Here is a 23,597-nt window from a genome sequence, read left to right as displayed (position 1 = left end):
ACCGACAGCGAGACCGACGACTAGACCGACGAAGAGGCCGAGGCGAGACCGACGCCATGGTGCAGACAGACACCGTGCCCCGTCGTGAAGCAGGTCAGAGCGGGGCGGCCCGCCCTCGTCGCACGGGCTTCGCGGCGTCACTCGGAGACCGCCGGACCGCCGAGCCCCAACTCGGCCCATACGGTCTTCCCCGACGGGTCCCTCGTCTCGATACCCCAGCGAGTGGCCATCGCGTCGACGAGCAGCAGGCCGCGCCCCGACTCGGCCTCCTCGGGCGCGAGTTCGGGCATCGCCTGGGCGAACCCGTCCCGTGCGTCGGCCACTTCGATGCGAAGCGTGGCCGGCAGCAGCAGGCCCGGCCCCATCAGCAGGCGCAGCCGGAAACTGCGCCCGCGAACGCGCCCGTGGACCGCGGCGTTCGCGGCCAGCTCACCGATGAGCAGCGCCGCCGTGCGGGAGACATCGTCGTCGTACGGCCGGCCCCAGGCGGCCAGTTGCTGGGTGCCCATCAGCCGGGCGAGCCGGGCACCTCGCGGGGTCGAGCTGAACAGCTGCGCGAACTCATATACGGGGGCGCCGACTTCGGTCGGGACAATCTCGGTTTTCACATCACGGAGAGTGGCCGAACGAACGTGTCTGGTCGAGAGAATCAGCTGGTACGGAGGAAGGGAGTACCAGTGCCGTACCAGTGAGGGCCCTCGCTGTGTCCGGCGCGACTCATCGAGCGGTCACCGGAAGAGAACGACCTCGGGCCCGCTCGCCGGAGGCTCCGCAAATCCCGGAATCCCAGGGGACCGCTGGTCACGGCGCCCCGAGCCGGCCGGGCGCCCGCTCCCCAATACGCCACCGCACGCCGAACCACAACGCCTATCTTCGCGGCCCGCATGATGGCAGGCTCCTCACCAGGTGGAACGTAACGAGCACCCGAGGACCCGTAGATCGGAGCAGCCGCCATGCACGACGACCGCCGCATCGTTGAGGACCGCCTGCGCCGTGTCCTGGCCGAGCGCATCAAACCCGCCGTATACAGCGACCCCCTCCCCCTGACCGTCGGGCGGTGGGACGTACCGGGCGAGCCGGTGCCCGTGGCCGAGGGGCTCGCCGCGGCGTACGGGCCCTCGAAGGCGGGTGAGCGGTGGGGCCCGGCGTGGGGGACGACGTGGTTCAAGGTGACCGGGAGCGTGCCGCAGGAGTGGCGGGGCCGGACCGTCGAGGCGGTGCTGGATCTCGGCTTCGAGCGGAACATGCCGGGCTTCCAGTGCGAGGGGCTCGTCTACCGGGCCGACGGAGAGGCCGTCAAGGCGCTCAATCCGCGCAACGACTGGGTCCGTATCGCCGATTCGGCGTCCGGCTCGGAGGACGTCGAGCTGTTCGTCGAGGCGGCGGCGAACCCCATCGTCAACACGCCCCAGCTGCCCACGTATCAGGGCGACAGGCTCACCGCCCACGACCGTCCGCTCTACCGGCTGCGGCGGATGGATCTCGCGGTATTCGAGACCGAGGTGTGGGAGCTGGTGCAGGACCTGGAGGTGGCCGGGTCGCTGATGCGGGAGCTGCCTCTGGAGGACGCGCGGCGCTGGGAGTTGCTGCGTGCGGTCGAGGACTCCCTGGACGCTCTCGGCGTTCATGACATCGTTGGCAACGCCTCCCGCGCACGCGCCGCGCTCAGCGGTGTGCTGTCGACGCCCGCGCGTCCGTCCGCGCACCGCATCAGCGCGGTCGGGCACGCGCACATCGACTCGGCGTGGCTGTGGCCGGTGCGCGAGACGGTGCGGAAGGTGGCCCGTACGGCGTCGAACATGGTCAACCTCATGGACGACCACCCCGACTTCGTCTTCGCGATGTCCTCGGCCCAGCAGCTGGAGTGGATCAAGAACTACCGGCCCGAGGTCTACGCGAAGGTCAAGAAGAAGGTCGCCGACGGCCAGTTCGTGCCGGTGGGCGGCATGTGGGTCGAGTCCGACACGAACATGGTCGGCGGCGAGGCCATGGCGCGGCAGTTCGTCTACGGGAAGCGCTTCTTCCTGGAGGAGTTCGGCGTCGAGACGAGGGAGGTGTGGCTGCCGGACTCCTTCGGCTACACCGCCGCGATGCCGCAGATCGTGAAGCTCGCGGGCGCCAAGTGGTTCCTGACGCAGAAGATCTCCTGGAGCGAGACGAACAAGTTCCCGCACCACACCTTCTGGTGGGAGGGCATCGACGGCACCCGCGTCTTCACGCACTTCCCGCCCGTCGACACGTACAACTCGGACCTGGGCGGCAGGGAGATGGCGCACGCGGCGCGCAACTACCAGGAGAAGGGCGGCGGTTCGCGCTCCCTCGCGCCCTTCGGCTGGGGCGACGGCGGCGGCGGCTCGACGCGCGAGATGCTGGCGCGGGCGGAGCGGCTGAAGGACCTTGAGGGTTCGCCGCGGGTGACGGTGGAGAAGCCGTCGGCGTTCTTCTCCAAGGCGTACGACGAGTACGGGAGCAAGGCGCCCGTCTGGGCCGGCGAGCTGTATCTGGAGCTGCACCGCGGCACGTACACGTCGCAGGCGAAGACCAAGCAAGGCAACCGGCACAGCGAATCCCTGCTGCGCGAGGCGGAGTTGTGGGCGGCGACCGCCGCCGTGCGGTCCGGGGGCACCGGCTCGTACGAGTATCCGTACGAGCAGCTGGACGAGCTGTGGAAGACGGTGCTGCTGCACCAGTTCCACGACATCCTGCCGGGCTCGTCGATCGCCTGGGTGCACCGCGAGGCGCGCGAGACGTACGCGCGTGTACGGGCGGAGCTGGAGGAGATCATCGCGGGGGCGCAGTCGGCGCTCGCGGGTGAGGGCGACGTCCCGGTGGTCTTCAACGCCGCGCCGCACGCGCGCGACGGCGTCGCGGCGGGCGGCGCCGCACCGGCGCGGGGACGGACGGGCGGCACGCCGGTCACCGCGGAGGAGCGCGCGGGCGGCGGCTGGGTGCTGGCCAACGGGCTGCTGCGGATCGAGGTCGACGGCCGCGGACTGGTCGTCTCCGCGTACGACACCGGCGCGCGCCGCGAGAGCGTCGCACCGGGCGAGGCGGCCAATCTGCTCCAGATCCACCCCGATCTGCCCAACCACTGGGACGCGTGGGACGTCGACGCCTTCTACCGGCACAGCGTCACCGACCTGACGGAGGTGGACGGGCTGGAGCTGGCGGAGTCGGGCGAGGAGCGCGCCACCGTCCGGGTCGCGCGATCCTTCGGCGACTCCACCGTCGTGCAACTGCTGACGCTGCGCGCCGGCTCGAAGGTGCTGGACGTCGACACCGAAGTCGACTGGCACGAGAGCGAGATGTTCCTCAAGGCGGCGTTCCCGCTGGATGTGAAGGCCGACCGGTCGGCGGCCGAGACGCAGTTCGGGCACGTCTTCCGCCCGACGCACACCAACACCTCTTGGGAGGCGGCGAAGTTCGAGATCTGCGCGCACCGCTGGCTCCAGGTGGAGGAGCCCGGCTGGGGCGCGGCGCTCGTCAACGACTCGACGTACGGACACGACGTGACCCGCACGGTCCGCGAGGACGGCGGCCAGACGACCACGGTCCGGCTGTCGCTGCTGCGCGCTCCCCGCTACCCGGACCCGGAGACGGACCAGGGCACGCACCGGCTGCGCTTCGCGCTCGCGCCCGGCGCGTCCGTGGGAGACGCGGTGCGGGAGGGGCACTGGATCAACCTGCCGGAGCGCACGGTGCACGGGAGCGGCGACGGTGTCGCACCGCTCGTGTCCGTCGACGAGGACCAAGTGGTCGTCGAGGCGGTCAAGTTGGCGGACGACCGCAGTGGCGATCTGGTGGTCCGCCTGTACGAGTCGCACGGCGGGCGTGCGCGCGCGGTGCTCACGGCGGGGACGGCGGTGACTGCGGTGAGCGAGACGGATCTGCTGGAGCGGCCGCTGGAGGGCGCAGCCGTCCACGAACTGTCGGCGGACGGCTCCGTGGAGGTGACGCTGCGGCCGTTCCAGATCCTCACGCTGCGCTTCGCGCGGTAGCGGCCCTGTTCCGACGTCACGCGGCCGCCGGTACGGCCGACGGTGCCGCCGGGCCCGCGCGCGGGTGGGTTGCGCACCGTTTGCGGCGGGCGGCGTCCCGCCGCAACGGGGCGGCCTGGACGGGGGCCCACCGCCGGGCGCGACACCTGCCGCGCCTGGCGACCCGGCCGAACGACTCGCCCGGGAACCCCAGTTGCGGCGGAGCGGAATCCGCGCGGTGCCGTCAGGGTGGCGGCGCCCGGGGTGCGTATCCGGCGGGGTGCCGTATGGGTGGCGCCTCGGGTTGGGGCGGGAGGCGCCACACAACGGGGCTCTCGGAGGGTGTCTCGGAGCGCCGCGCCGTCTCACGAGTCCGCGTTCGCGGACTCCCGTGGGCGCTTCGTCAGGGAGACGGTCGCCGCCGACTGCCCGTCGGCGTCCCCGCCGTCCTCGCTTCCCGCAGGCGAATCCCGCGGCACGGTGATCAGGACGCGCAGCCCCTTCGGCTCGTTGTGCGCGTACGCGAGCGTCGCGCCGCCCGACGCGAGCAGCGCCCTGGTGATCGACAGGCCGAGCCCCGAGCCCGAGATGTTCTGGTGCCTGTTGCTGCGCCAGAAGCGGTCGCCGATCCGCTCCATCTCGTCCTCGCTGAGGCCGGGCCCGTGATCCGCGACCTCCACGGTGACGCTGCCGTCCTCCTGGGAGACGCTCACCGTGACCCGCTCGCCCTCCGGCGTGAACTTGATCGCGTTGTCGACCACGGCGTCCAGCGCGCTGGAGAGCGCGACGGGATCGGCCCACCCCGTCACAGCCTGGCGGCCCGCCGCCTCCAGTACGACGCCCTTGATCTCGGCGACCGGCCGCCACGCCTCCACGCGCTCCGCCGCCACCTCCGCAACGTCCGTCAGCCGGAGATCCGCGGCGGCGTGCTCGGCGAGCGCCAGGGCGAGCAGATCGTCCAGCACCCGTGCCAGGCGGTTCCCCTCGGCCTGAACGGACTTGAACTCCTCGTCCCCTTCGGGGAGTTCGAGGCCGAGCAGCTCGATCCGCAGCAGCAGCGCGGAGAGCGGGTTGCGCAGCTGGTGCGAGGCGTCGGCGACGAACGCGCGCTGCTGCTCCAGCACGTCCTCGACGTTGTCGGCCATCTCGTTGAAGGAGCGGGCCAGCCGCCGCAGCTCCGGCGGGCCGCCCGAGGCGGCGACGCGGGACTTGAACTGGCCGACGGCGATCTCATGGGCGGCCCGGTCCAGCGTCCGTACGGGGCGGAGCACCCAGCCCGTCAGATTCAGCGCCAGTCCCACCGCGAGCAGCATCGCGGCGGCCTCGCCCGCGATGATCGGCAGCCAGCCCTGAAGGATGCGCGAGCGCAGCTGCCCCGTGGGCGAATCGGTGAGGACGACGCCCGCGACGTCGCCGTCGCGGATCACGGGCGAGGCGACCGCTATGTGCTCGTCCTGCCAGGGCCACACCTGCTCCGGGTCGTGGCTGCGGCGCCCGGCGAGCGCCTCGGCGAAGGCGTCGGCGCCCTGGCCGCTGTCTGGCACCTTCCAGTCGCCGGGTGAGACGCCGAGGGCGCGGCCGTCGCGCAGGAAGACGCCGGCCTTGATGCCGTAGAGCGAGTGGTAGCGGTCCAGCTCGTCCTGGAGTATCGCGCGGCGCTCGCCCTCGTCCGGCGAGGAGGCCACGAACTGGGCGAGGGCCGCGAAGCGTGCCGTGTCGTCGATGCGGTCGACGACGACGCGCTGCTGCTCGGCGGCGGCCTGGCTCGTGGCGAGCGGGAATCCGAGTGCGAGCAGGACACCGGTGAGCAGAACGATCAGCAGTGGCAGCAGGCGTGCGTGCATGGTCCCCGGCCCGAGCCCCTGCGCCTATGCCGTCCGCGACGGCTCGACGAGGCGGTAACCCACGCCCCGTACCGTCTCGATCAGTGCGGGCAGGCGCAGCTTGGAGCGCAGCGACGCCACATGTACCTCCAGCGTCCGCCCCGTCCCCTCCCAGCTGGTGCGCCAGACCTCGCTGATGATCTGCTCACGCCGGAAGACGACGCCGGGGCGCTGCGCGAGCAGGGCCAGCACGTCGAACTCCTTGCGCGTCAGGGCCACGGGCGTGCCGTCGACGCACACCTGCCGCGTGGGCAGCTCTATGGAGACGACCCCTACCCGGAGCGTGCTCTCCGCCGGGGCGCTCTCGTCGCGCGCCGCATCGGTGCTCTCCTCGGGGGCGGCGCGACGGCTGACCGCGTGGATGCGGGCGAGCAGTTCGCCGGTGTCGTACGGCTTGACCACGTAGTCGTCGGCGCCGAGGTTCAGCCCGTGGATGCGGGAGCGCACGCCGCCGCGCGCCGTCACCATGATCACGGGGGTGGAGCTGATCTTGCGGATGCGGCCGCACACCTCGAAGCCGTCCTGGTCCGGCAGCCCCAGGTCGAGCAGTACGACGCCGAAGGGGGCCACGTCGTCGGAGGGCAGCAGCTCGCGCAGGGCCTCCTCGCCGCTGCGGGCGTGCACAACGTCGAAGCCGTGCCGCGCCAGCACGGCGGAGAGGGCGGCGGCCACGTGATTGTCGTCCTCGACGAGCAGCAACCTCACAGCGGGCCTCCCTCCACGATGCCGTCCCGGGTGCGTGGCGGGCGTCGCCACGGCACTGCATCCATCCGCATCGGCGCAGGTGAGTCAAGCGGCTCCCTGGCGCACGGGGCTTCCGTTATGCAGCCGGTACGACAGACTACGGATTCCGAGGCCACCGCGGGGGCGGGAGTCGTTCGCGACGGGATCGTTATGCTCAATTTCCCCTCAGATGTAATGACGCTGGTGGCAGTCGCTCATTAGTGTCCTCGCAACCGACGAGGACGGAGCTACACGCCGATGAGCGAAGTATCGGTGACCAAGGACGCCGCGCCGGCCGCGGACGATCTGGTCGTCTTGGACAACGTCAACAAGCACTTCGGTGCCCTGCACGTGCTCCAGGACATCGATCTGACCATCGCCCGCGGAGAGGTCGTCGTCGTCATCGGGCCCTCCGGGTCGGGCAAGTCCACGCTGTGCCGCACCATCAACCGCCTCGAGACGGTCGACTCCGGCAGCATCTCCATAGACGGAAAGCCGCTGCCGCAGGAGGGAAAGCCGCTGGCCAGGCTCCGTGCCGACGTCGGCATGGTCTTCCAGGCGTTCAACCTCTTCGCGCACAAGACGGTGCTGGAGAACGTGATGCTCGGGCAGACCAAGGTCCGGCGCACGGAGAAGCAGGCCGCCGAGACGAAGGCACGGGCGCTTCTCGACCGCGTCGGCGTCGGCAACCAGGCCGACAAGTACCCGGCACAGCTCTCCGGGGGGCAGCAGCAGCGGGTGGCCATAGCCCGCGCGCTCGCCATGGACCCCAAGGTGATGCTCTTCGACGAGCCGACGTCCGCCCTCGACCCCGAGATGATCAACGAGGTCCTCGAGGTGATGAAGCAGCTCGCCGACGAGGGCATGACGATGGTCGTCGTCACGCACGAGATGGGCTTCGCGCGCTCGGCCGCGAACCGGGTCGTCTTCATGTCGGACGGCCGGATCGTCGAGGAGGCGACGCCGGACCAGTTCTTCAACAACCCCCGCAGCGACCGGGCGAAGGACTTCCTCGCGAAGATCCTTCACCACTGATGTGCCGCACGCGCCGCATGCGCCCACGCATGCGGCGCTGAGCGGAGTTCCGAACAGATCCGAGTCCGCACAGATCGCAGCAGATCCGAGCAGATCCGTCCGAGCAGACCCGAAGCCAGATCCGCCAGTTCCGAGTTCCGTCCCAGTCCCCGTAACGCCCGCACCGCCCGAAACACCCGTACGACCCGAAACGACCGCCGGTTCCTCCGCCGCCCCGGTTCCCGGCCGTCCGGCTGCCACCCCACCGGCAGCCGGGGGGCCGTCGCCGCGGCAGCCGCCCGCACGGCACCGGCGCCCCGCACGACCGGCGACGAACGACCGCCGACACGCAGAACACCGAGCAAGGGATGCCCATCATGAAGTTCCCCAAGACCGCCGCCTCGGCGGCCGTGGTCCTCACTCTCGCGCTGTCCGCCACCGCCTGCGGAGGCAAGGAAGGCCCCGCCGGTGACAAGCCGGGCGGCGACACCGACACCAAGGCGCTGCCGAAGTACGAGGTCGCCAAGGACGTCAAGGTCGACTCCCCCGTGCTGAAGAAGGCGCAGAAGCGCGGCAAGCTGATCATCGGCGCCAAGTCGGACCAGCCCTACCTCGGCTTCCAGGACCCCTCGTCGAAGAAGTACGAGGGCTTCGACATCGAGGTCGCCAAGATGGTCGCCGCCGACCTCGGCTTCGACCCGGAGAAGGACATCCAGTTCAAGACGATCGACTCCTCCGTGCGCGAGACGGCGATCTCCAAGGGCCAGGTCGACCTGATGGTCGGCACGTACACCATCAACGACGAGCGGAAGAAGCAGGTCAGCTTCGCCGGCCCGTACTACATGGCCGGACAGGACCTGCTGGTCCGCAAGGACGAGAAGTCGATCAAGGGCCCGGACAGCATCAAGGGCAAGAAGGTCTGTTCCGTGACCGGCTCGACGCCGCTCCAGAACCTCAAGGACAACAAGTCCAAGTTCGGTGCCGAGCCCGTCGAGTTCGGCAAGTACACGGACTGCGTCAAGCAGCTCCTCGACGGCCAGGTCGACGCGATGACCACCGACGACGCCATCCTCAAGGGCTACGCCGCCGAGCGTCCCACCAAGCTGAAGGTCATCGGCAAGACCTTCAGCAAGGAGCCGTACGGCATCGGCCTGAAGAAGGGCGACAAGGAGCTCCAGAACGCCGTGCTCGACGCCGTCGAGGCGCACCAGAAGGACGGCAGCTACAAGAAGGCCTACGAGGCGACCCTGGGCCGCTCGGGCTCGAAGTTCGTGGAGCCGCCGGCCCTGGAGCGCGACTGAGCGCGACTGACTGACGGCGCACCGGCCGGCGGGCCCGACGGAGCCGCCGGCCCGCGCCACCCGCGTCCCGTACGTCCGTCCGCACGGGCGGCCGTACGGGACGCGGCATTCCCTGACCGCCCCGCGGAGACCCCATGAATGTTCTGCTCGACCACCTGGACCTGTTCCGTGACGGATTCATAGGAACCGTGTCCCTGACCGCAGCCAGCGCCGCACTCGCGCTGGTGCTCGGCGTGCTCATAGCCGGCTTCCGGGTCTCGCCGGTGCCGCCGCTGCGCGCGTTCGGCACCGCGTGGGTGACGCTGCTGCGCAACACCCCGCTGACGCTGCTGTTCCTCGTGGCGTTCTTCGTGCTGCCGCAGATCGTCTTCCCTGGAATCAGCTCGTACATCCTTGGCGTGCTGGCGCTCGGCTTCTACACCTCGTCGTTCGTGTGCGAAGCGGTGCGCTCCGGCATAAGCACGGTGCCGCTCGGGCAGGCGGAGGCAGCCCGCAGCCTCGGCATGACGTTCGTCCAGACGCTCCGCATGGTGGTGCTGCCGCAGGCGACCCGGACGGTGCTTCCCCCGCTGAGCAGCATAATGATCGCGCTCACGAAGAACTCCGCCATCGCCGGCGCCTTCAACAACTTCGAACTCTTCGGCGTCCAGAAGGTGCTGAGCGACAAGGGCTTCAACGTCATGGTCATCTTCGTCTGGGTGGCCCTCGCCTACCTCATTCTCGTCTTCCTGATAAGCGGCCTCTTCCGGTTGCTGGAGCGCAGGCTGGAGGTCGCCCGATGAGCTCGTCCGTCCTCTTCGACGCACCGGGCCCCAAGGCCCGTGCGCGCAACCGCACTTACGCCGTCCTCGGCTCCGCCGTGCTTGTCGCGCTGGTCGCCTTCGTCGTCTACCGGCTGGCGATCAAGGGCCAGCTGGACGGGGCGATGTGGGACATCTTCAACTACGCGGGCGTGCGCAACTCGATCGCCGACGGCCTCGTCAGCACGCTCCAGGCGTTCGTGATGGCGGGCGTGCTGTCGCTGCTCCTCGCGGCGCTGCTCGCGGTCGCACGGCTCTCCGACCACCGGGCGATCAGCTGGGTCGCCACGAGCGTCATCGAGCTGTTCCGCGCCGTGCCGCTGCTGATCACCATCTACGTGCTGTGGGTCGGCTTCTTCACGAGCGACCCCCTGTGGGCGGTGGTCATCGGCCTGACGCTCTACAACGGCGCCGTGCAGGCCGAGGTGCTGCGCGCGGGCATCCTCGCCGTGCCCAGGGGCCAGAGCGAGGCGGCGTACGCGCTGGGCATGAGCAAGACACAGGTGATGACGACGGTCCTCATCCCCCAGGCCGTACGGTCGATGCTGCCGACGATCGTCAGCCAGCTCGTCGTCACGCTCAAGGACACCTCGCTCGGGTTCGTCATCACGTACGAGGAACTGCTCTACGCCGGGCGGCAGATGGCGAGCACGATCCTCATCGACGGTGAGAACCCGTACGTCCCGGTCGTGCTGGTCTTCGGTGCCATCTACGTGGCCATGTGCCTGGCGCTCTCCGCGCTGGCCAACTGGATCGAGCGGCGCGGACGCCGCGCCAAGACAGGCATCAAGGTGGCCGAGGCGCAGACGGCGGCCCCGGACATGGGCGGGGGCGCGGGTCCGGCGACCTGAGATTCCGAAGCGGCGGCCTGGACTTGTCATGATCTGTCCGGGCCGCCGCTTCCGCCGTCCCGCCTCAGCTTGACGGGTGACCTGGCACTGGGTTGCATACGTTTCGTGATCGCGCACTGTGCTCCACCCGTTCCCACTTCCCCCTCCTCAGACGGCTGTGCGGGCCGGGCGGTACGCGATGCCCTCCACCGCCTCATCGGGGCCTGCGCGTGAGCGAGTCCGAGGTCGTCGTCGTCGGCGCGGGGCCGGCCGGGCTCGCGCTGTCACTGGCGCTCGCGAAGTCCGGCGTGCCCTCGCTCGTACTGGACAACGGCGACGGAGAGGTGACGGTGCGCTCTGCCCGCAGCTGTGTGCTGCGGCCCGACACCGCCTCGTGGCTCGCGGCGTTGACGGCTCCGCACGCCGCCGTTCCCGCCGCGCGGTGGACGCGCTGGAGCACTCGGCGCCGCCGACAGCTCGTCCAGGACGTCGAGTTGACGGACGAGACCTCGCCACTGCATGTGGAGCAGCACGCCCTGGAACAAGGACTGCGTGCCGCGCTCGCGCGGGAGAGGCTCGCCCAGATCGTCACGCGCAGCCACGTCGACATCATCGAGCAGGACGCGGCCGGCGTCACCGCGCACACCCGGCCGCGTGGCTCCGCCGTCCCCGCGGGCGACGGGGAGGACGGCGGCTTCGGGGACGACGGGAGCGGCGAAGACGGCAGAGTCCCTGTGGCCCGCGCCCAAGCGGGAGCCGGAGCCGGCAAACCCGGCAGAGGCGGCACGTGGTGGCGCGGCAGCTATCTGGTGGGCTGCGACGGCGCCCGTTCGACCGTACGGAAGCTCCTCGGAGTGCGGTTCGCGGGACGCACAGCCGTCGAGCGGCACGCGGTCGCGGCGCTGCGCACCGAGCTGCCGTGGGAGGGACAGGCGCTGCTGCACCGCGAGTTGGGCGGCGTGGCCGGCTATGCGGGCCGCTCGGGCGGCGGCGGACCGCAGACGGAGGTGACGGCCCGTCCGCTGCCGGACGGCGTGTGGCGGCTCGACTGGCTCCTCCCACCGCGCGGCGAACTCGTCACGCCCGAGGCCCTGCTGGAGCGCGTCCACGCCACACTCGGCCACTGGCACGGGGACGGACGCGATCGCGCGGGGAGCGGAACCGGGGGCGTGCCGTCGTACGAACTCCTCGACACCGGTGTGTACACCTCGCATCAGCGGCTCGCGCGGCGCTGGCGCGTGGGGCGTACGTTCCTCGCGGGGGACGCGGCCCATCTCGTCGGCGCGCTCGGCGTGCAGTCGGTGGACGAAGGGCTGCGCGACGTGGCCAACCTCGCCTGGAAGCTGGCCCTCGCCTGGCACGAGGCGAACGGCGTGCGCGGGCCACGCGTCGACCGGGACGCGATCGAAGTGCTCCTGGACAGCTACGAGTCGGAGCGGCGCGGTGCCGTCGGCGCGCGGCTCCGCGCCGTCGACCAGGCCCTGCCGCTCGTACGCCGCGAGGGCGGCGGTCTGCGGTCGATGCTTCCGGGCGGCGGCGCCCGCACACCGCTGGAGTTGCTGACGGACGGGCACCTGGGCCGGGGGCTGCTGGGGGCGCCCGCCACCTACAGGCGCTCACCGCTCACACCCGCGCGGAACGCCGTCGACACGGTGCCGGTGGAGACGCCGCCCGGCGGACCGGTCGACGATGTGCCGGTGATCGCGCTGAACGGAGAGCGCGGATCGCTCCGCGGCCGGCTGTGCGGCTCGGGCAGCGAACTGCTGGTGCTGCTCGTCGCTCCCGGCACGGCCGTATGGGACAGCCGGCACTGGCTCTCGGCGGGGATGATGCCCGAACTGGCCGCCGCCGTGGAGGCGTTGCCGCTGAAGGCCCAGCTGCTGGTGACGGAGCAGTACCCGGGGGCCGCGGCCCACACGGTGCTGGTGATACGGCCCGACGGCCATCTGGTGGCGGCCCTGCCGGGGCCACGAACCGCCGCACTGCGGTCATGCGCCGACGCCGTTCGCGGCGGCACCCTCCCCGAGCACCGCCCGGCCCCCTCCCGCGGCGCCCGCCGGTAGACGGCAACCAACGAGCACAAGCGCAGGTAGCAGGTAGCAGGTAGCAGGCGAACGCGGACCGGCGCGTCACGGCCGCCCGCGCGCACAACTGCCTGCCCGCTGCCTGCCCACCCACAACTGCCCGGCGAGCGCCCCGCGTTGGGCGACCGACACGCGCGCAACGACCGTCGAAGGAGACAGGCGGCTCAGTCCTCGGGCAGAAACCGGTCCAGCGCCTCCGGGTCCTCCCCCTCGTCCTCCAGCGCCTGCCGCACCACGCGCAGCGCCAGCCCCTCCCCGTACCCCTTGCGGGCGAGCATCCCGGCGAGGCGCCGTATGCGCTTCTCCCGGTCGAGCCCTCTGGTGGAGCGCAGTTTCGCCTCCACCAGGGCCCGAGCCGTCTCCGCCTCGCGCTCCGCGTCGAGCTGCCCGACGGCCTCCTCGACGACCTGGGAGTCGACGCCCTTCGTCCGCAGTTCGCGGGCCAGCGCGCGGCGGGCCAGCCCGCGGCTGTGATGCCGGGATTCGACCCAGGCGTCAGCGAAGGCGACGTCGTCGATCAGCCCGACCTCCTCGAAGCGCGAGAGCACTTCCTCGGCGGCGTCGTGGGGGATCTCCCGCTTCCGCAGGGCGTCGGCGAGCTGCCGTCGCGTCCGCGGCGTACCGGTGAGGAGCCTCAGACAGATGGCTCGCGCCTTCTCCGCCGGATCCACAAGAGCCTTCTCCGGGTCCACGCCCGGCGACTCCTCACCCTCCCCGCCGGCCTCCGCTTCCCCCTCGGTCTCCGCACCATCGGCAGCCCCGTCATGAGGTCCGGAGTAGTCGTCCTCTTCTTCGGCCTCGCCCGGCAATGCCCCGTCAGCCGCGGCCGGGCCACCTGACCCGCGCCTGCGTGACGTACGTGCCGCGCGTGTTGTACGCGGTGGCCCCACCTCGGCCCTCGACGATGTGGGGCCACCGCTGTCTTCCTGGACCGGCCATGGAGTGCGCCGTGTCACGGATCAGCTCTTCGCGTCGGCCGACTTGGGAGTCTTGGCCTTCGACGCCGGAGCCGCCTTCGCCGCGGTGGTGGGACCGCCGACAGTGGGCCCGCCCGCACCGGCGGCGTCGGCACCGGGCTCGCCGCCCGGCTCCTCCGGCGCCACCCCGATGCCCAGCTTCTCCTTGATCTTCTTCTCGATCTCGTTGGCCAGATCGGGGTTGTCACGCAGGAAGTTGCGGGCGTTCTCCTTGCCCTGGCCCAGCTGGTCGCCCTCGTACGTGTACCAGGCGCCGGACTTGCGGATGAAGCCGTTCTCCACGCCCATGTCGATCAGCCCGCCCTCGCGGCTGATGCCCTGCCCGTAGAGGATGTCGAACTCGGCCTGCTTGAACGGCGGAGCGACCTTGTTCTTGACGACCTTGACGCGGGTGCGGTTGCCCACCGCCTCGGTGCCGTCCTTGAGCGTCTCGATCCGGCGGATGTCGAGCCGGACGGAGGCGTAGAACTTCAGCGCGCGACCGCCCGTCGTGGTCTCGGGCGACCCGAACATGACGCCGACCTTCTCGCGGAGCTGGTTGATGAAGATCGCCGTGGTCTTCGAGTGGTTGAGCGCGCCGGTGATCTTCCGCAGCGCCTGGCTCATCAGCCGCGCCTGGAGGCCCACGTGCGAGTCGCCCATCTCGCCCTCGATCTCCGCGCGCGGCACGAGCGCGGCCACGGAGTCGATGACGATCAGGTCGAGCGCGCCGGAGCGGATGAGCATGTCCGTGATTTCCAGGGCCTGTTCGCCGTTGTCCGGCTGAGAGAGGATCAGCGCGTCCGTGTCGACGCCGAGCTTCTTCGCGTACTCCGGGTCGAGCGCGTGCTCCGCGTCGACGAACGCGACCGTGCCGCCGTCCTTCTGGGCGTTGGCCACCGCGTGCAGAGTCAGGGTCGTCTTGCCGGAGGACTCCGGCCCGTACACCTCGACGACGCGGCCGCGCGGGAGGCCGCCGGCGCCGAGCGCGACATCGAGGGCGGTGGACCCGGTGGGGATGACCTCGACCGGCTCGTTCGGCCGCTCCCCCATGCGCATCACGGCGCCCTTGCCGAACTGCCGTTCAATCTGCGCGAGGGCGGTTTCGAGCGCCTTCTCGCGGTCGGTTTCTGCCATGGGTGCCACCCGGTTTGCTTGAGTCGATCGCTTCACGTCCACGACGCTAGCGTCTGCCACTGACAATCGGCCCGGCTCCCTGCCCTCGGCCGGACGGACCGGAGCGGGAGAACCCGCCAGGGCCTCTATAAGAATCGATGTTCGATTTTTGCGTCAAGTCACTCTGGATTTCTGTGGACAACTCATGAAATCCCAGTTCAAAAGGGCGAGTTCGGCCGCCCCAGACCAACTTCGGAGCGGACGTCAGCGCTTCTCGGCGGGCACATCCATGACGGCGCACACGATGCGCCAGACGTCCTTCGCGTCCCAGCCGGCGTCCAGCGCCTCGCGGACCGTACGGCCGCCGAGTTCGGACATCACGTGGTCACGGGCGAAGGAGTCCGCGTAGCTCTCGCCGAAGTTGTCCGCCATCCGCTGCCAGAAGTCCGTCAACCGCATGGGACCAGTATCCAGTCCCGTCCCGTCCCGGCCGCACGCTCCGCCGTCACGAGGCCCACCCCAGGGCCCGTACCGCCGCGGTGACCAGCACCGCGACCGCGATCACCAGCAGGAAGGGCGCGCGCAGCAGCAGCGCCGCGGCCGCCGCCCCGAGCCCCGCCGCCTTGGCGTCCAGCACCAGCGCGCCGCCGTCGCTGAAGGTCTGCTGAGCCGTCAGCGCGGCGAGCAGCGCGACCGGAAGCAGCGTCACCAGCCTTTTGACGAGGGGGCGTTCGAGCATCCCCACCGGCACCGACAGCCCCAGCAGCTTGGCGGCGTAACAGCCCACCGCCGTCGCACCGATCGCGATCCATACGCTCATCGCTGCTCCTCACCCTGCTCCCGTTCCGCCCTGTGTCCCGTACGTCCGCGGCGTCCGCCCAGCAGCAGCGCGGCGGGCGCCGCCAGCGCCGCCAGCAGCACCGGCACACCGGCGGGCAGCAGGGGCAGCAGCCCGAGTCCCAGAGCGACGGCCAGGGCGGCGGTGACCCGCGCGACTCCCGTACGGAGCATGGGCGCCAGCAGGGCGAGGAAGACCGCGGGACCCGCCGCGTCCAGTCCCCACGTCTCGGTGTCGCCCAGCGCCCCCGCCCCCAGCGCGCCGAGCAGCGTGGTGAGGTTCCACAGGACGAAGACGCTCACGCCGGTGACGATGAAGCCGATCCGGGCGCCGCGGCGGGTGCGCCGGGCGAGGGCGACCGCGGCGGTCTCGTCGATGACCATGTGGGCGGCGAGCGGACGCAGCGCGCGCGGCAGCCGCAGCAGCGTGGCGAGCCGCAGACCGTAGAAGGCGTTCCGCACGCCGAGGAAGAAGGCTCCGGCCGCGGCCGTCAGCGGATTCGCCCCCGCCGCGAGCGCCCCGACGAGCGCGAACTGCGAGGCGCCGGTGAAGACGAAGAGGCTGAGCGCACACGTCTGGGGCAGGCTGAGGCCCGCGCCCGCCGCCGTCACCCCGAAGGCGAATCCGGACAGCCCGACGGCGACGCCCACGCCGAGCGCGTCGCGTACGACGGCGCGGTCGTCCTCGGGCTCCGTATCGGAGGGGCGGCCGGCGGGAAACTGTGAGTCGTCTTTCTGTTCGAGCACGAGCCGCACGCTAGCCGGGAGAGACACCGGCGGTCTTGTACGTTTTTGCGCGCGGATTCGAGGCGTGCAAGCCCCCGCGGCGGCAGGGTTCGCGGACATCGACGCCGCCGCCGACTCCCGCACCGGCCGCGGTGGTTCAAGCAGGCCGCAGTCGCTCGCGCTGGTAGGCGCCGGGCGGCACGCCCACGATGCGTCCGAAGTGCCTGCTGAGATGCGACTGATCGGTGAAGCCCAAGGCGGCGGCGGTCTCGGCGGGCGGCACTCCCGCGTCCAGCAGCGTCCGTGCCCGGCGCACCCGGGCGTCGGTCAGCCAGGCGTGCGGCGGCATCCCGTACCGCTCGCGGTAGGCCCGCAGCAGCGCGAAGGTGCCGGTGGCCAGCTCGCTCGCGAGCGCCTCCAGAGTGGGAGGGTCCGCCATGCGCTCCTCCAGGACGGCACGGGCGCGCTCGGCGGTGCGGGCACCCGCCGACGCGACGGGGCGGGACGGAAGCGGGCCGCCGTGCAGCCGCAGCACCCGGGCGATCGCGATCCGCATCAGGCTGTCCGCGGCCAGCGCCTGCCCGCCCTCCGCGGCGCGGTGCACGCGGGCGATCAGACGGGCGCTCCCGGGGTCCCCGGGGCTCGTGGCGACGAAGCCCGGCGTGCCGCGGAGCGAGGTGGTCTCGGCGGCTATGCGGGCGACGAGCCCGGGCTCCAGATAGAGCACGTCGTAACGCCAGCCCTCCGGCACGCCCGCGCGGGCGGAGTGCGGGACTCCGGGGTTGATCAGCGCGACCGCTCCGGGCCCGGCACGGTGCTCGGCCCCGCGGTGCTGGAAGGCCTCCACGCCCTCGGAGACGGCACCGATGACATAGGCGTCGTGCGTGTGCCGCGCGAACGTCTTGCGCAGATAGCGGGCGTGCAGCAGATCGACGTCCGGCAGCCCCGGATGCCGCCAGTGCCGTGCGCTCTCACCCGCTCCCATGGGCCCCATTCTGCGCCGTACTGCGGCGTTGTCAGTGGTGAGGTGCACGATGGTCGACATGGGTCAGACCTCGCCGGGCTCCTCGTCGGCCTCCTCGCCCTCGCCGGCCTCGGCGCTCGACGTCTTCTCCCCCGCGACCCGGGCCTGGTTCACGGGGGCGTTCAGCGCGCCCACCTCCGCGCAGGCCGGGGCCTGGCGCGCGCTGGCCGAGGAGTCGGACGCGCTGGTGGTGGCGCCCACCGGCTCCGGCAAGACGCTCGCGGCCTTCCTCGCCTCGCTCGACAGGCTGGCGTCGGCCCCTCCGCCGGCGGACCCGGTCAAGCGCTGCCGGGTGCTGTACGTCTCGCCGCTGAAGGCCCTCGCGGTGGACGTGGAGCGCAATCTGCGCAGCCCGCTGACCGGCATCCGTCAGGAGTCGCTGCGGCTGGGGCTGCCCGAGCCGGAGATCAGGGTGGGCATCCGCTCCGGCGACACCCCGGCCTCGGAGCGGCGCTCACTGGCCCGGCGCCCGCCGGACATCATGATCACCACGCCCGAGTCGCTGTTCCTGATGCTCACCTCCGCCGCGCGCGACGCCCTGTCCGGCGTCGAGACGGTGATCGTGGACGAGGTGCACGCGGTCGCCGGCACCAAGCGCGGCGCCCATCTGGCGCTGTCGCTGGAGCGGTTGGACGAGCTGCTGGAGCGCCCCGCGCGCCGCATCGGGCTCTCCGCGACGGTCCGGCCCGTGGACGAGGTGGCGCGCTTCCTCTCGCCGCAGCGCAAGGCGACGGTCGTCCAGCCGCCGTCCGGCAAGGAGTTCGAGCTGTCGGTCGTGGTACCCGTGGAGGACATGGGCGAGCTGGGCGGCTCGCCCGTCCCGGAGAGCGGGGGGCCGGGCGCCGGCGGGCCCGCCGGCGGCGGCAAGCCCTCGATCTGGCCGTCCGTCGAGGAGCGCATCGCCGATCTCGTGCAGGCGCACCGCTCCACGATCGTCTTCGCCAACTCCCGCCGCCTCGCGGAGCGTCTGTGCAACCGGCTCAACGAGATCGCGTACGAGCGCGCCACGGGCGAGCCCCTGCCCGAGCACCACTCGCCGGCGGAGGTGATGGCCGAGGCGGGAGCGGCGAAGGGCGCACCGCCGCTGCTGGCCCGCGCGCACCACGGTTCGGTCTCCAAGGAGCAGCGGGCCCAGGTGGAGGAGGAGCTGAAGTCGGGGCGGCTGCCCGCCGTCGTCGCCACCTCCAGCCTGGAGCTGGGCATCGACATGGGGGCGGTGGATCTGGTCGTCCAGGTCGAGTCGCCGCCGTCGGTCGCGTCGGGCCTGCAACGGGTCGGGCGTGCGGGCCATCAGGTCGGCGCCGTCTCGGCGGGCGTGGTCTTCCCCAAGTACCGGGGAGACCTAGTGCAGTCGGCGGTCGTCACGGAGCGGATGCGCGAGGGCGCCATCGAGGCGCTGCGCGTCCCGGCCAACCCGCTGGACGTGCTGGCGCAGCAGCTCGTGGCGATGGTCTCCGTGGACACGTGGGACGTGGAGGAGCTGCTGCTTCTGGTGCGCCGCGCGGCGCCGTTCGCCTCGCTCCCCGAGTCGGCGTACCACGCGGTGCTGGACATGCTCGCGGGCCGCTATCCGTCCGACGCCTTCGCCGAGCTGCGCCCGCGGCTGGTGTGGGACAGGGTGGCCCAGACCGTCAGCGGCCGTCCGGGCGCGCAGCGTCTCGCCGTGACCTCCGGCGGCACGATCCCCGACCGCGGCCTGTTCGGCGTCTTCCTGGCGGGAGCCGACCCGAAGAAGGGCGGCGGCCGGGTCGGCGAGCTGGACGAGGAGATGGTCTACGAGTCCCGGGTGGGCGACGTGTTCACCCTGGGCACGACGTCCTGGCGGATCGAGGACATCACCCGCGACCGGGTGCTCGTCACTCCCGCTCCCGGCGTGCCGGGCCGGCTGCCGTTCTGGAAGGGCGATCAGCTGGGCCGCCCGCTGGAGTTGGGCCGAGCGCTGGGCGGATTCCTCCGCGAGATCGGCTCGCTCGCTCCGGAGGCGGCGCGCGAGCGGCTGTCCGCGGCGGGGCTCGACGCCCTGGCGGTCGGCAATCTGCTCACGTACCTCGATGAGCAGCGCGAGGCCTGCGGCCACGTCCCCGACGACCGGACGATCGTCGTCGAGCGCTTCCGCGACGAGCTGGGCGACTGGCGCATCGTGGTGCACTCGCCGTTCGGCGCGCAGGTGCACGCCCCGTGGGCCCTGGCCCTCGGTGCCCGCCTCACCGAGCGGTACGGGATGGACGCCCAGGTCATGCACGCCGACGACGGTCTCGTCCTCCGCCTGCCCGACGCCGATGTGATGGGCCTGGATCTGCTGGAGGAGGCCGCCGCGGGTCAACCGTCCGGCGGCAGCACGGTGTTCGACGACGGGCAGGCCCCGGTCGGCGTCTCCGACGTCCTCTTCGACGCGGGCGACGTCGAGCAGATCGTCACCGACCAGGTCGGGGGCTCGGCGCTCTTCGCGGCGCGCTTCCGCGAGTGCGCGGCCCGTGCGCTGCTGCTGCCGCGCCGCAGCCCCGGCAAGCGCACCCCGCTGTGGCAGCAGCGGCAGCGCGCCGCTCAACTGCTCCAGGTCGCCTCGGAGTTCGGTTCCTTCCCGATCGTGCTGGAGGCGGTGCGCGAATGCCTCCAGGACGTCTTCGACGTCCCGGGCCTCTCGGAGCTGATGGGCGACATCGAGGCGCGCCGGGTGCGCGTGGTCGAGGTCACCACCACCGACCCGTCGCCCTTCGCCCGCTCGCTCCTCTTCGGCTACGTCGCGCAGTATCTGTACGAGGGCGACTCGCCGCTCGCGGAGCGCCGCGCGGCCGCGCTGTCGCTGGACTCCCGGCTGCTGGCGGAGCTCCTGGGCCAGGCGGAGCTGCGCGAACTGCTCGACGCGGAGGTCCTGTCGGAGCTGGAGCGCGAGCTTCAGTGGCTCAGCGAGGACCGCAGGGTCAAGGACGCCGAGGGCGTGGCCGACCTCCTCCGCCTGCTCGGCCCGCTGACGACGGCCGCGCTGCGGGAGCGCGGGGCGGATCCGCAGTGGGCCGCGGATCTCGAATCGGCCCGCCGGGCGATCCGCGTCCGCATCGCGGGGGAGCAGCACTTCGCCGCCGTGGAGGATGCGGGCCGGCTGCGTGACGCTCTGGGGGCCGCCCTTCCGGTGGGTGTTCCGGAGGCCTTCACGGAGCCGGTGCCCGATCCGCTCGGAGACCTCCTCGCCCGTTACGCCCGTACGCACGGGCCCTTCGTCTCCGCGGACGCCGCCGCGCACTTCGGGCTGGGCACGGCCGTGGCGGAGGGCGCGCTGCAGCGGCTCGCGGCGAGCGGGCGTCTGGTGCAGGGCGAGTTCCATCCCGCGGGGGTGGGCCAGGAGTGGTGCGACGCCACCGTGCTGCGCCGTCTGAGGCGCCGGTCGCTGGCGGCGCTGCGCCAGGAGCTGGAGCCGGTGCCGGCATCGGCGCTCGCGGCGTTCCTGCCGCAGTGGCAGCACGTGTCCGCGCCGGGCGGCGGCAGCATGCGCGGCATCGACGGACTGATGCGCACCGTCGAGCAGTTGCAGGGTGCGCCGGTGCCCGCCTCGGCACTGGAGAAGCTGGTCCTGCCGGGCCGTGTGCGCGGCTACGGCCCTGGCATGCTCGACGAGCTCACCACCTCCGGCGAGGTGCTCTGGGCGGGCGCGGGCTCGCTGCCGGGCAAGGACGGCTGGCTGTCGCTGTATCCGGCCGACACGGCGGGGCTGCTGCTGCCACCGCCACTGCCCCTTGAACTGACGCCGCTTCACCAGGCCGTCATGGACGCCCTGGCTCCCGGTTATGGCCTGTTCTTCCGTCAGATCGCCGACCAAGTGCGGGCCACCGCCGAGCCGGACGCCACAGACCCTCAACTCGCCGACGCCCTGTGGGACTTGGCCTGGTCCGGCCGCGTCTCGAACGACACGCTGGCGCCGCTCCGGGCGCTCCTGGGCTCGGGCCGTACGGCGGGGGCGACGGCACATCGCGCCAAGCGCGCGGTCCCTCGCGGGCGTTACGGCTCGCTGACCGCCGCCGCCACCCGCAGCGGCACGAACCGGCCCACCGCCTCCCGCAACGGCCCGCCGACCGTCGCGGGCCGCTGGTCCCTGCTGCCTCCCGTCGAGACCGACCCGACGCACCGGGCGCACGCCCTGGCCCGTACGCTCCTCGACCGGCACGGCATCGTCACGCGGGGCGCGGTGGCCGCGGAGGGCGTGGAGGGCGGATTCTCCGCGGCGTACCGGGTGCTGGCTGCCTTCGAGGAGAGCGGGCAGGCGCGGCGCGGCTATGTCGTGGAGGGCCTGGGCGCCGCGCAGTTCGCGATGGACGGCGCGATCGACAGGCTGCGTGCGGTGCACACCGCCCGCGAGAGGGAGCAGCACTTCCGCGCCGTGGTCCTGGCCGCCGCCGACCCGGCGAACGCCTACGGCGCGGCCCTGCCCTGGCCCGATCCCCCGGAGGGCTCGACACACAAGCCCGGCCGCAAGGCGGGCGCCGTGGTCGTCCTGGTCGACGGTGAGCTGACGCTCTATATGGAGCGGGGCGGCAAGACACTGCTCGTCTGGCCTAGCGCATCCGGTACATCCGGGGCGGCCGACACGGCGCCGGGCGGCGGCCTCATGGAGGCGGGCGGCGCACCCGCACCGGTCACGGCCGCGGAGGCGCTGGCACGCGCGGCGCTGGAGGGCGCTCTCGGCACGGTCACCGTGGAGCGGGTCAACGGATCACCCGCGCTCTCCTCGCCGTTCGGCGGCCTTCTGGAGAGCGCCGGGTTCCACGCCACACCGCGCGGCCTGAGGCTGCGGGCCCGATAACAGAACAACGGACGGGTCAACGACCGGTGCGGCACCGGCAGTTGGGGCGCGGGCTCCGCGGAGGAGGTCATGCGCGACATCTCGGGCACGCCCCGCGCCCTGTGCTCACCGCCCACCGTTCCCGCCCCGCGGTTGCAAGGATGAAGTCATGCCCGAAGGAGACACCGTCTGGTACACCGCCCGCCGCCTGCGGGAGGCGCTGGCCGGGCACGCCCTCACCCGTACCGACTTCCGCGTCCCCCAGCTCGCGACGGCGGACCTCACGGGACGCCGCGCCCTGGAGGCCGTCTCCCGCGGAAAGCACATCCTCATCCGGGTCGAGGGCGGCGTCACCGTCCACTCGCACCTCGGCATGGAGGGCGCCTGGCGCGTCAGCACCCCCGAGCGCCCCGCGCGCGGCGGTGGCGGACCGTCGCACCAGATCCGCGCGATCCTCGAGAGCGAGGGCGGCACGGCCACCGGCTACCGCCTCCCCCTCCTCGAACTCCTGCGCACGGACGAGGAGTCGGCGGCCCTCGGCCATCTGGGCCCGGACCTTCTCGGCCCCGACTGGGACGCGGAAGCGGCCCAGCGCCGCCTCGTGTCTGATCCGGCCCGCCCCCTGATCGAAGCGCTGCTGGATCAGCGCAATCTCGCGGGCGTCGGCAACGTCTACGCCGCCGAACTCTGCTTCCTCGCGGGCACTTCGCCCTGGACCCCCGTCGGCGAACTTCCGCCGCCCCGCCTCGCCAAGCTGCTCGCCGCCGCGCGCAACCTCCTCGACGCCAACAAGGAGCGCTTCGACCGCCGTACGACCCAGGCGCAGCCGCATGCCGACCGCGACCGCGCGCTGTGGGTGTACGGACGCACCCGCCGCCCCTGCCACCGCTGCGGCACCCCGGTGCGCACCGGCCCGCACGGGCCGCCCGAGCGCCCCCGCACCGCCTTCTACTGCCCCCGCTGCCAGCCCGGCCCACACCCTCGGACGCCGGGCCCCGCACGTACCGGGAGCGCGCCCGGCTGACCCGCCGCACGCCTGACCTCCCGCAAGCTCATCCGCTCACCGCCCGCTGCTGCCCGTCCGCCCCTGCACTCTCACCCCGGCCGGCCCTTTCACGGCTCGCGGGGGACCGCCTCACCACCGAACTCGCCCTTCACGCCCGCGCGTTCGCCGCTCCCGCGCCATCTCGTACGACTGCGCGGGCCGCCGTATCCTGCGCCGTCCGGCCCGCTCGTGCGGACCGTCCAGCGTCACATGGACGGGGACGAGCCCCAGCCCCCAGCCGAGCACCGCCGCCATCGCCGCCGCCGAAGGGGCCGCCCCGGATATGAGCCGCCATACGAGCCACACGGTGACCGCCACACCGGCGGCGACCAACGCCCGGCGCACAGGCAGCGGCCGTATCCACCCCGTCATGTGAGCACCTCCCGGGCACGACGGACGTCTGGCCACGTACCGCTCATGCTCGCGCACCCTCTGCGAACGCGCGACCGCAGAGGGACGCCCGCCCGGCAACGTGGAATCCCCACGAGCCCGGCTGGAAAGGCCCCG

Annotated in this window: 18 protein-coding genes; 8 read left to right on the top strand and 10 right to left on the bottom strand. The window is 72.2% G+C overall.

Annotated elements, in window-relative coordinates:
* Window positions 1-137: 137 nt before the first annotated feature.
* The gene (locus tag QQM67_RS23785) at window positions 138-608 is read right to left on the bottom strand and encodes an ATP-binding protein (RefSeq protein WP_314176266.1); all 471 of its coding nucleotides are present in this window, start codon (window positions 606-608) and stop codon (window positions 138-140) included.
* Window positions 609-953: 345 nt separating this feature from the next.
* On the opposite strand from QQM67_RS23785, the gene QQM67_RS23780 reads away from it, so the two are divergent.
* On the top strand, window positions 954-3,998 hold the full coding sequence (locus tag QQM67_RS23780) for an alpha-mannosidase (RefSeq protein ID WP_314176264.1): 3,045 nt from the start codon (window positions 954-956) through the stop codon (window positions 3,996-3,998).
* 344 nt (window positions 3,999-4,342) lie between these two features.
* Here QQM67_RS23780 and QQM67_RS23775 read toward each other — a convergent pair whose 3' ends face one another.
* Together QQM67_RS23775 and QQM67_RS23770 are read right to left on the bottom strand one after the other, a co-directional pair.
* On the bottom strand, window positions 4,343-5,821 hold the full coding sequence (locus QQM67_RS23775; RefSeq protein WP_314176263.1) for a sensor histidine kinase: 1,479 nt from the start codon (window positions 5,819-5,821) through the stop codon (window positions 4,343-4,345).
* A 24-nt stretch (window positions 5,822-5,845) separates the two neighbouring features.
* On the bottom strand, window positions 5,846-6,565 hold the full coding sequence (locus QQM67_RS23770) for a response regulator transcription factor (RefSeq protein WP_314176261.1): 720 nt from the start codon (window positions 6,563-6,565) through the stop codon (window positions 5,846-5,848).
* Window positions 6,566-6,841: 276 nt separating this feature from the next.
* Here QQM67_RS23770 and QQM67_RS23765 point away from each other — a divergent pair, with 276 nt between their 5' ends.
* From QQM67_RS23765 to QQM67_RS23745, 5 genes are all read left to right on the top strand, one after another.
* A complete protein-coding gene (locus QQM67_RS23765; RefSeq protein WP_314176260.1) occupies window positions 6,842-7,618 on the top strand; it encodes an amino acid ABC transporter ATP-binding protein in 777 nt (258 codons plus the stop codon).
* A 356-nt stretch (window positions 7,619-7,974) separates the two neighbouring features.
* A complete protein-coding gene (locus QQM67_RS23760) occupies window positions 7,975-8,898 on the top strand; it encodes a glutamate ABC transporter substrate-binding protein (protein ID WP_314176259.1) in 924 nt (307 codons plus the stop codon).
* 134 nt (window positions 8,899-9,032) lie between these two features.
* Window positions 9,033-9,680 (top strand): amino acid ABC transporter permease, encoded by a 648-nt coding sequence (locus QQM67_RS23755; protein WP_314176257.1) that lies wholly within the window; start codon window positions 9,033-9,035, stop codon window positions 9,678-9,680.
* Window positions 9,677-10,549 carry an amino acid ABC transporter permease gene (locus QQM67_RS23750; RefSeq protein WP_314176255.1) on the top strand — a complete coding sequence of 291 codons (873 nt, stop codon included), beginning with the start codon at window positions 9,677-9,679 and terminating at the stop codon, window positions 10,547-10,549. Before QQM67_RS23755 ends, QQM67_RS23750 begins: the two co-directional genes overlap by 4 nt.
* A 209-nt stretch (window positions 10,550-10,758) precedes the next feature.
* On the top strand, window positions 10,759-12,591 hold the full coding sequence (locus QQM67_RS23745) for an FAD-dependent monooxygenase (RefSeq protein ID WP_314176254.1): 1,833 nt from the start codon (window positions 10,759-10,761) through the stop codon (window positions 12,589-12,591).
* Window positions 12,592-12,776: 185 nt separating this feature from the next.
* Here QQM67_RS23745 and recX read toward each other — a convergent pair whose 3' ends face one another.
* The 6 genes from recX to QQM67_RS23715 form a co-directional block, all read right to left on the bottom strand.
* Entirely contained in the window at window positions 12,777-13,568 is a 792-nt protein-coding gene (recX, locus tag QQM67_RS23740; protein ID WP_399067464.1) for a recombination regulator RecX, read from the bottom strand.
* Window positions 13,569-13,571: 3 nt separating this feature from the next.
* Window positions 13,572-14,705 (bottom strand): recombinase RecA, encoded by a 1,134-nt coding sequence (gene recA, locus QQM67_RS23735; protein ID WP_314176251.1) that lies wholly within the window; start codon window positions 14,703-14,705, stop codon window positions 13,572-13,574.
* A 243-nt stretch (window positions 14,706-14,948) separates the two neighbouring features.
* Window positions 14,949-15,143 carry a DUF3046 domain-containing protein gene (locus tag QQM67_RS23730; protein WP_314176250.1) on the bottom strand — a complete coding sequence of 65 codons (195 nt, stop codon included), beginning with the start codon at window positions 15,141-15,143 and terminating at the stop codon, window positions 14,949-14,951.
* A 46-nt stretch (window positions 15,144-15,189) separates the two neighbouring features.
* A complete protein-coding gene (locus QQM67_RS23725) occupies window positions 15,190-15,504 on the bottom strand; it encodes an AzlD domain-containing protein (protein ID WP_314176249.1) in 315 nt (104 codons plus the stop codon).
* Entirely contained in the window at window positions 15,501-16,268 is a 768-nt protein-coding gene (locus QQM67_RS23720; protein WP_314176247.1) for an AzlC family ABC transporter permease, read from the bottom strand. Before QQM67_RS23720 ends, QQM67_RS23725 begins: the two co-directional genes overlap by 4 nt.
* Before the next feature lie 136 nt (window positions 16,269-16,404).
* Entirely contained in the window at window positions 16,405-17,232 is an 828-nt protein-coding gene (locus QQM67_RS23715; RefSeq protein WP_314176799.1) for an AraC family transcriptional regulator, read from the bottom strand.
* Between the two features lie 58 nt (window positions 17,233-17,290).
* On the opposite strand from QQM67_RS23715, the gene QQM67_RS23710 reads away from it, so the two are divergent.
* Both QQM67_RS23710 and QQM67_RS23705 read left to right on the top strand, forming a co-directional pair.
* Window positions 17,291-22,066: an Lhr family helicase gene (locus tag QQM67_RS23710; protein WP_314176245.1), complete on the top strand. Its 4,776-nt coding sequence runs from the start codon at window positions 17,291-17,293 to the stop codon at window positions 22,064-22,066.
* A 148-nt stretch (window positions 22,067-22,214) separates the two neighbouring features.
* Window positions 22,215-23,069 carry an Fpg/Nei family DNA glycosylase gene (locus QQM67_RS23705; protein ID WP_314176243.1) on the top strand — a complete coding sequence of 285 codons (855 nt, stop codon included), beginning with the start codon at window positions 22,215-22,217 and terminating at the stop codon, window positions 23,067-23,069.
* 111 nt (window positions 23,070-23,180) lie between these two features.
* Here the strand turns inward: QQM67_RS23705 and QQM67_RS23700 are convergent, their stop codons facing one another.
* Complete coding sequence (locus tag QQM67_RS23700) at window positions 23,181-23,462, bottom strand: hypothetical protein (RefSeq protein WP_314176241.1); 282 nt, start codon at window positions 23,460-23,462, stop codon at window positions 23,181-23,183.
* Window positions 23,463-23,597: the final 135 nt, after the last annotated feature.

It is taken from the genome of Streptomyces winkii (assembly GCF_032248595.1).
GTDB classification, from domain to species: Bacteria; Actinomycetota; Actinomycetes; order Streptomycetales; family Streptomycetaceae; genus Streptomyces; species Streptomyces winkii.
Note: the sequence above shows the minus strand (reverse complement) of the source record. Positions and strands in the feature narration are given on the sequence as shown.

What these genes read in the sequence shown, in the direction of transcription:
- QQM67_RS23730 (WP_314176250.1), bottom strand. Translation starts at nt 15,143, where the DNA reads ATGCGGTTGACGGACTTCTGGCAGCGGATGGCGGACAACTTCGGCGAG.
- QQM67_RS23765 (WP_314176260.1), top strand. Translation starts at nt 6,842, where the DNA reads ATGAGCGAAGTATCGGTGACCAAGGACGCCGCGCCGGCCGCGGACGAT.
- QQM67_RS23705 (WP_314176243.1), top strand. Translation starts at nt 22,215, where the DNA reads ATGCCCGAAGGAGACACCGTCTGGTACACCGCCCGCCGCCTGCGGGAG.
- QQM67_RS23775 (WP_314176263.1), bottom strand. Translation starts at nt 5,821, where the DNA reads ATGCACGCACGCCTGCTGCCACTGCTGATCGTTCTGCTCACCGGTGTC.
- QQM67_RS23725 (WP_314176249.1), bottom strand. Translation starts at nt 15,504, where the DNA reads ATGAGCGTATGGATCGCGATCGGTGCGACGGCGGTGGGCTGTTACGCC.
- QQM67_RS23760 (WP_314176259.1), top strand. Translation starts at nt 7,975, where the DNA reads ATGAAGTTCCCCAAGACCGCCGCCTCGGCGGCCGTGGTCCTCACTCTC.
- QQM67_RS23750 (WP_314176255.1), top strand. Translation starts at nt 9,677, where the DNA reads ATGAGCTCGTCCGTCCTCTTCGACGCACCGGGCCCCAAGGCCCGTGCG.
- recA (WP_314176251.1), bottom strand. Translation starts at nt 14,705, where the DNA reads ATGGCAGAAACCGACCGCGAGAAGGCGCTCGAAACCGCCCTCGCGCAG.
- QQM67_RS23755 (WP_314176257.1), top strand. Translation starts at nt 9,033, where the DNA reads ATGAATGTTCTGCTCGACCACCTGGACCTGTTCCGTGACGGATTCATA.
- QQM67_RS23715 (WP_314176799.1), bottom strand. Translation starts at nt 17,232, where the DNA reads ATGGGAGCGGGTGAGAGCGCACGGCACTGGCGGCATCCGGGGCTGCCG.
- QQM67_RS23710 (WP_314176245.1), top strand. Translation starts at nt 17,291, where the DNA reads ATGGGTCAGACCTCGCCGGGCTCCTCGTCGGCCTCCTCGCCCTCGCCG.
- QQM67_RS23700 (WP_314176241.1), bottom strand. Translation starts at nt 23,462, where the DNA reads ATGACGGGGTGGATACGGCCGCTGCCTGTGCGCCGGGCGTTGGTCGCC.
- QQM67_RS23780 (WP_314176264.1), top strand. Translation starts at nt 954, where the DNA reads ATGCACGACGACCGCCGCATCGTTGAGGACCGCCTGCGCCGTGTCCTG.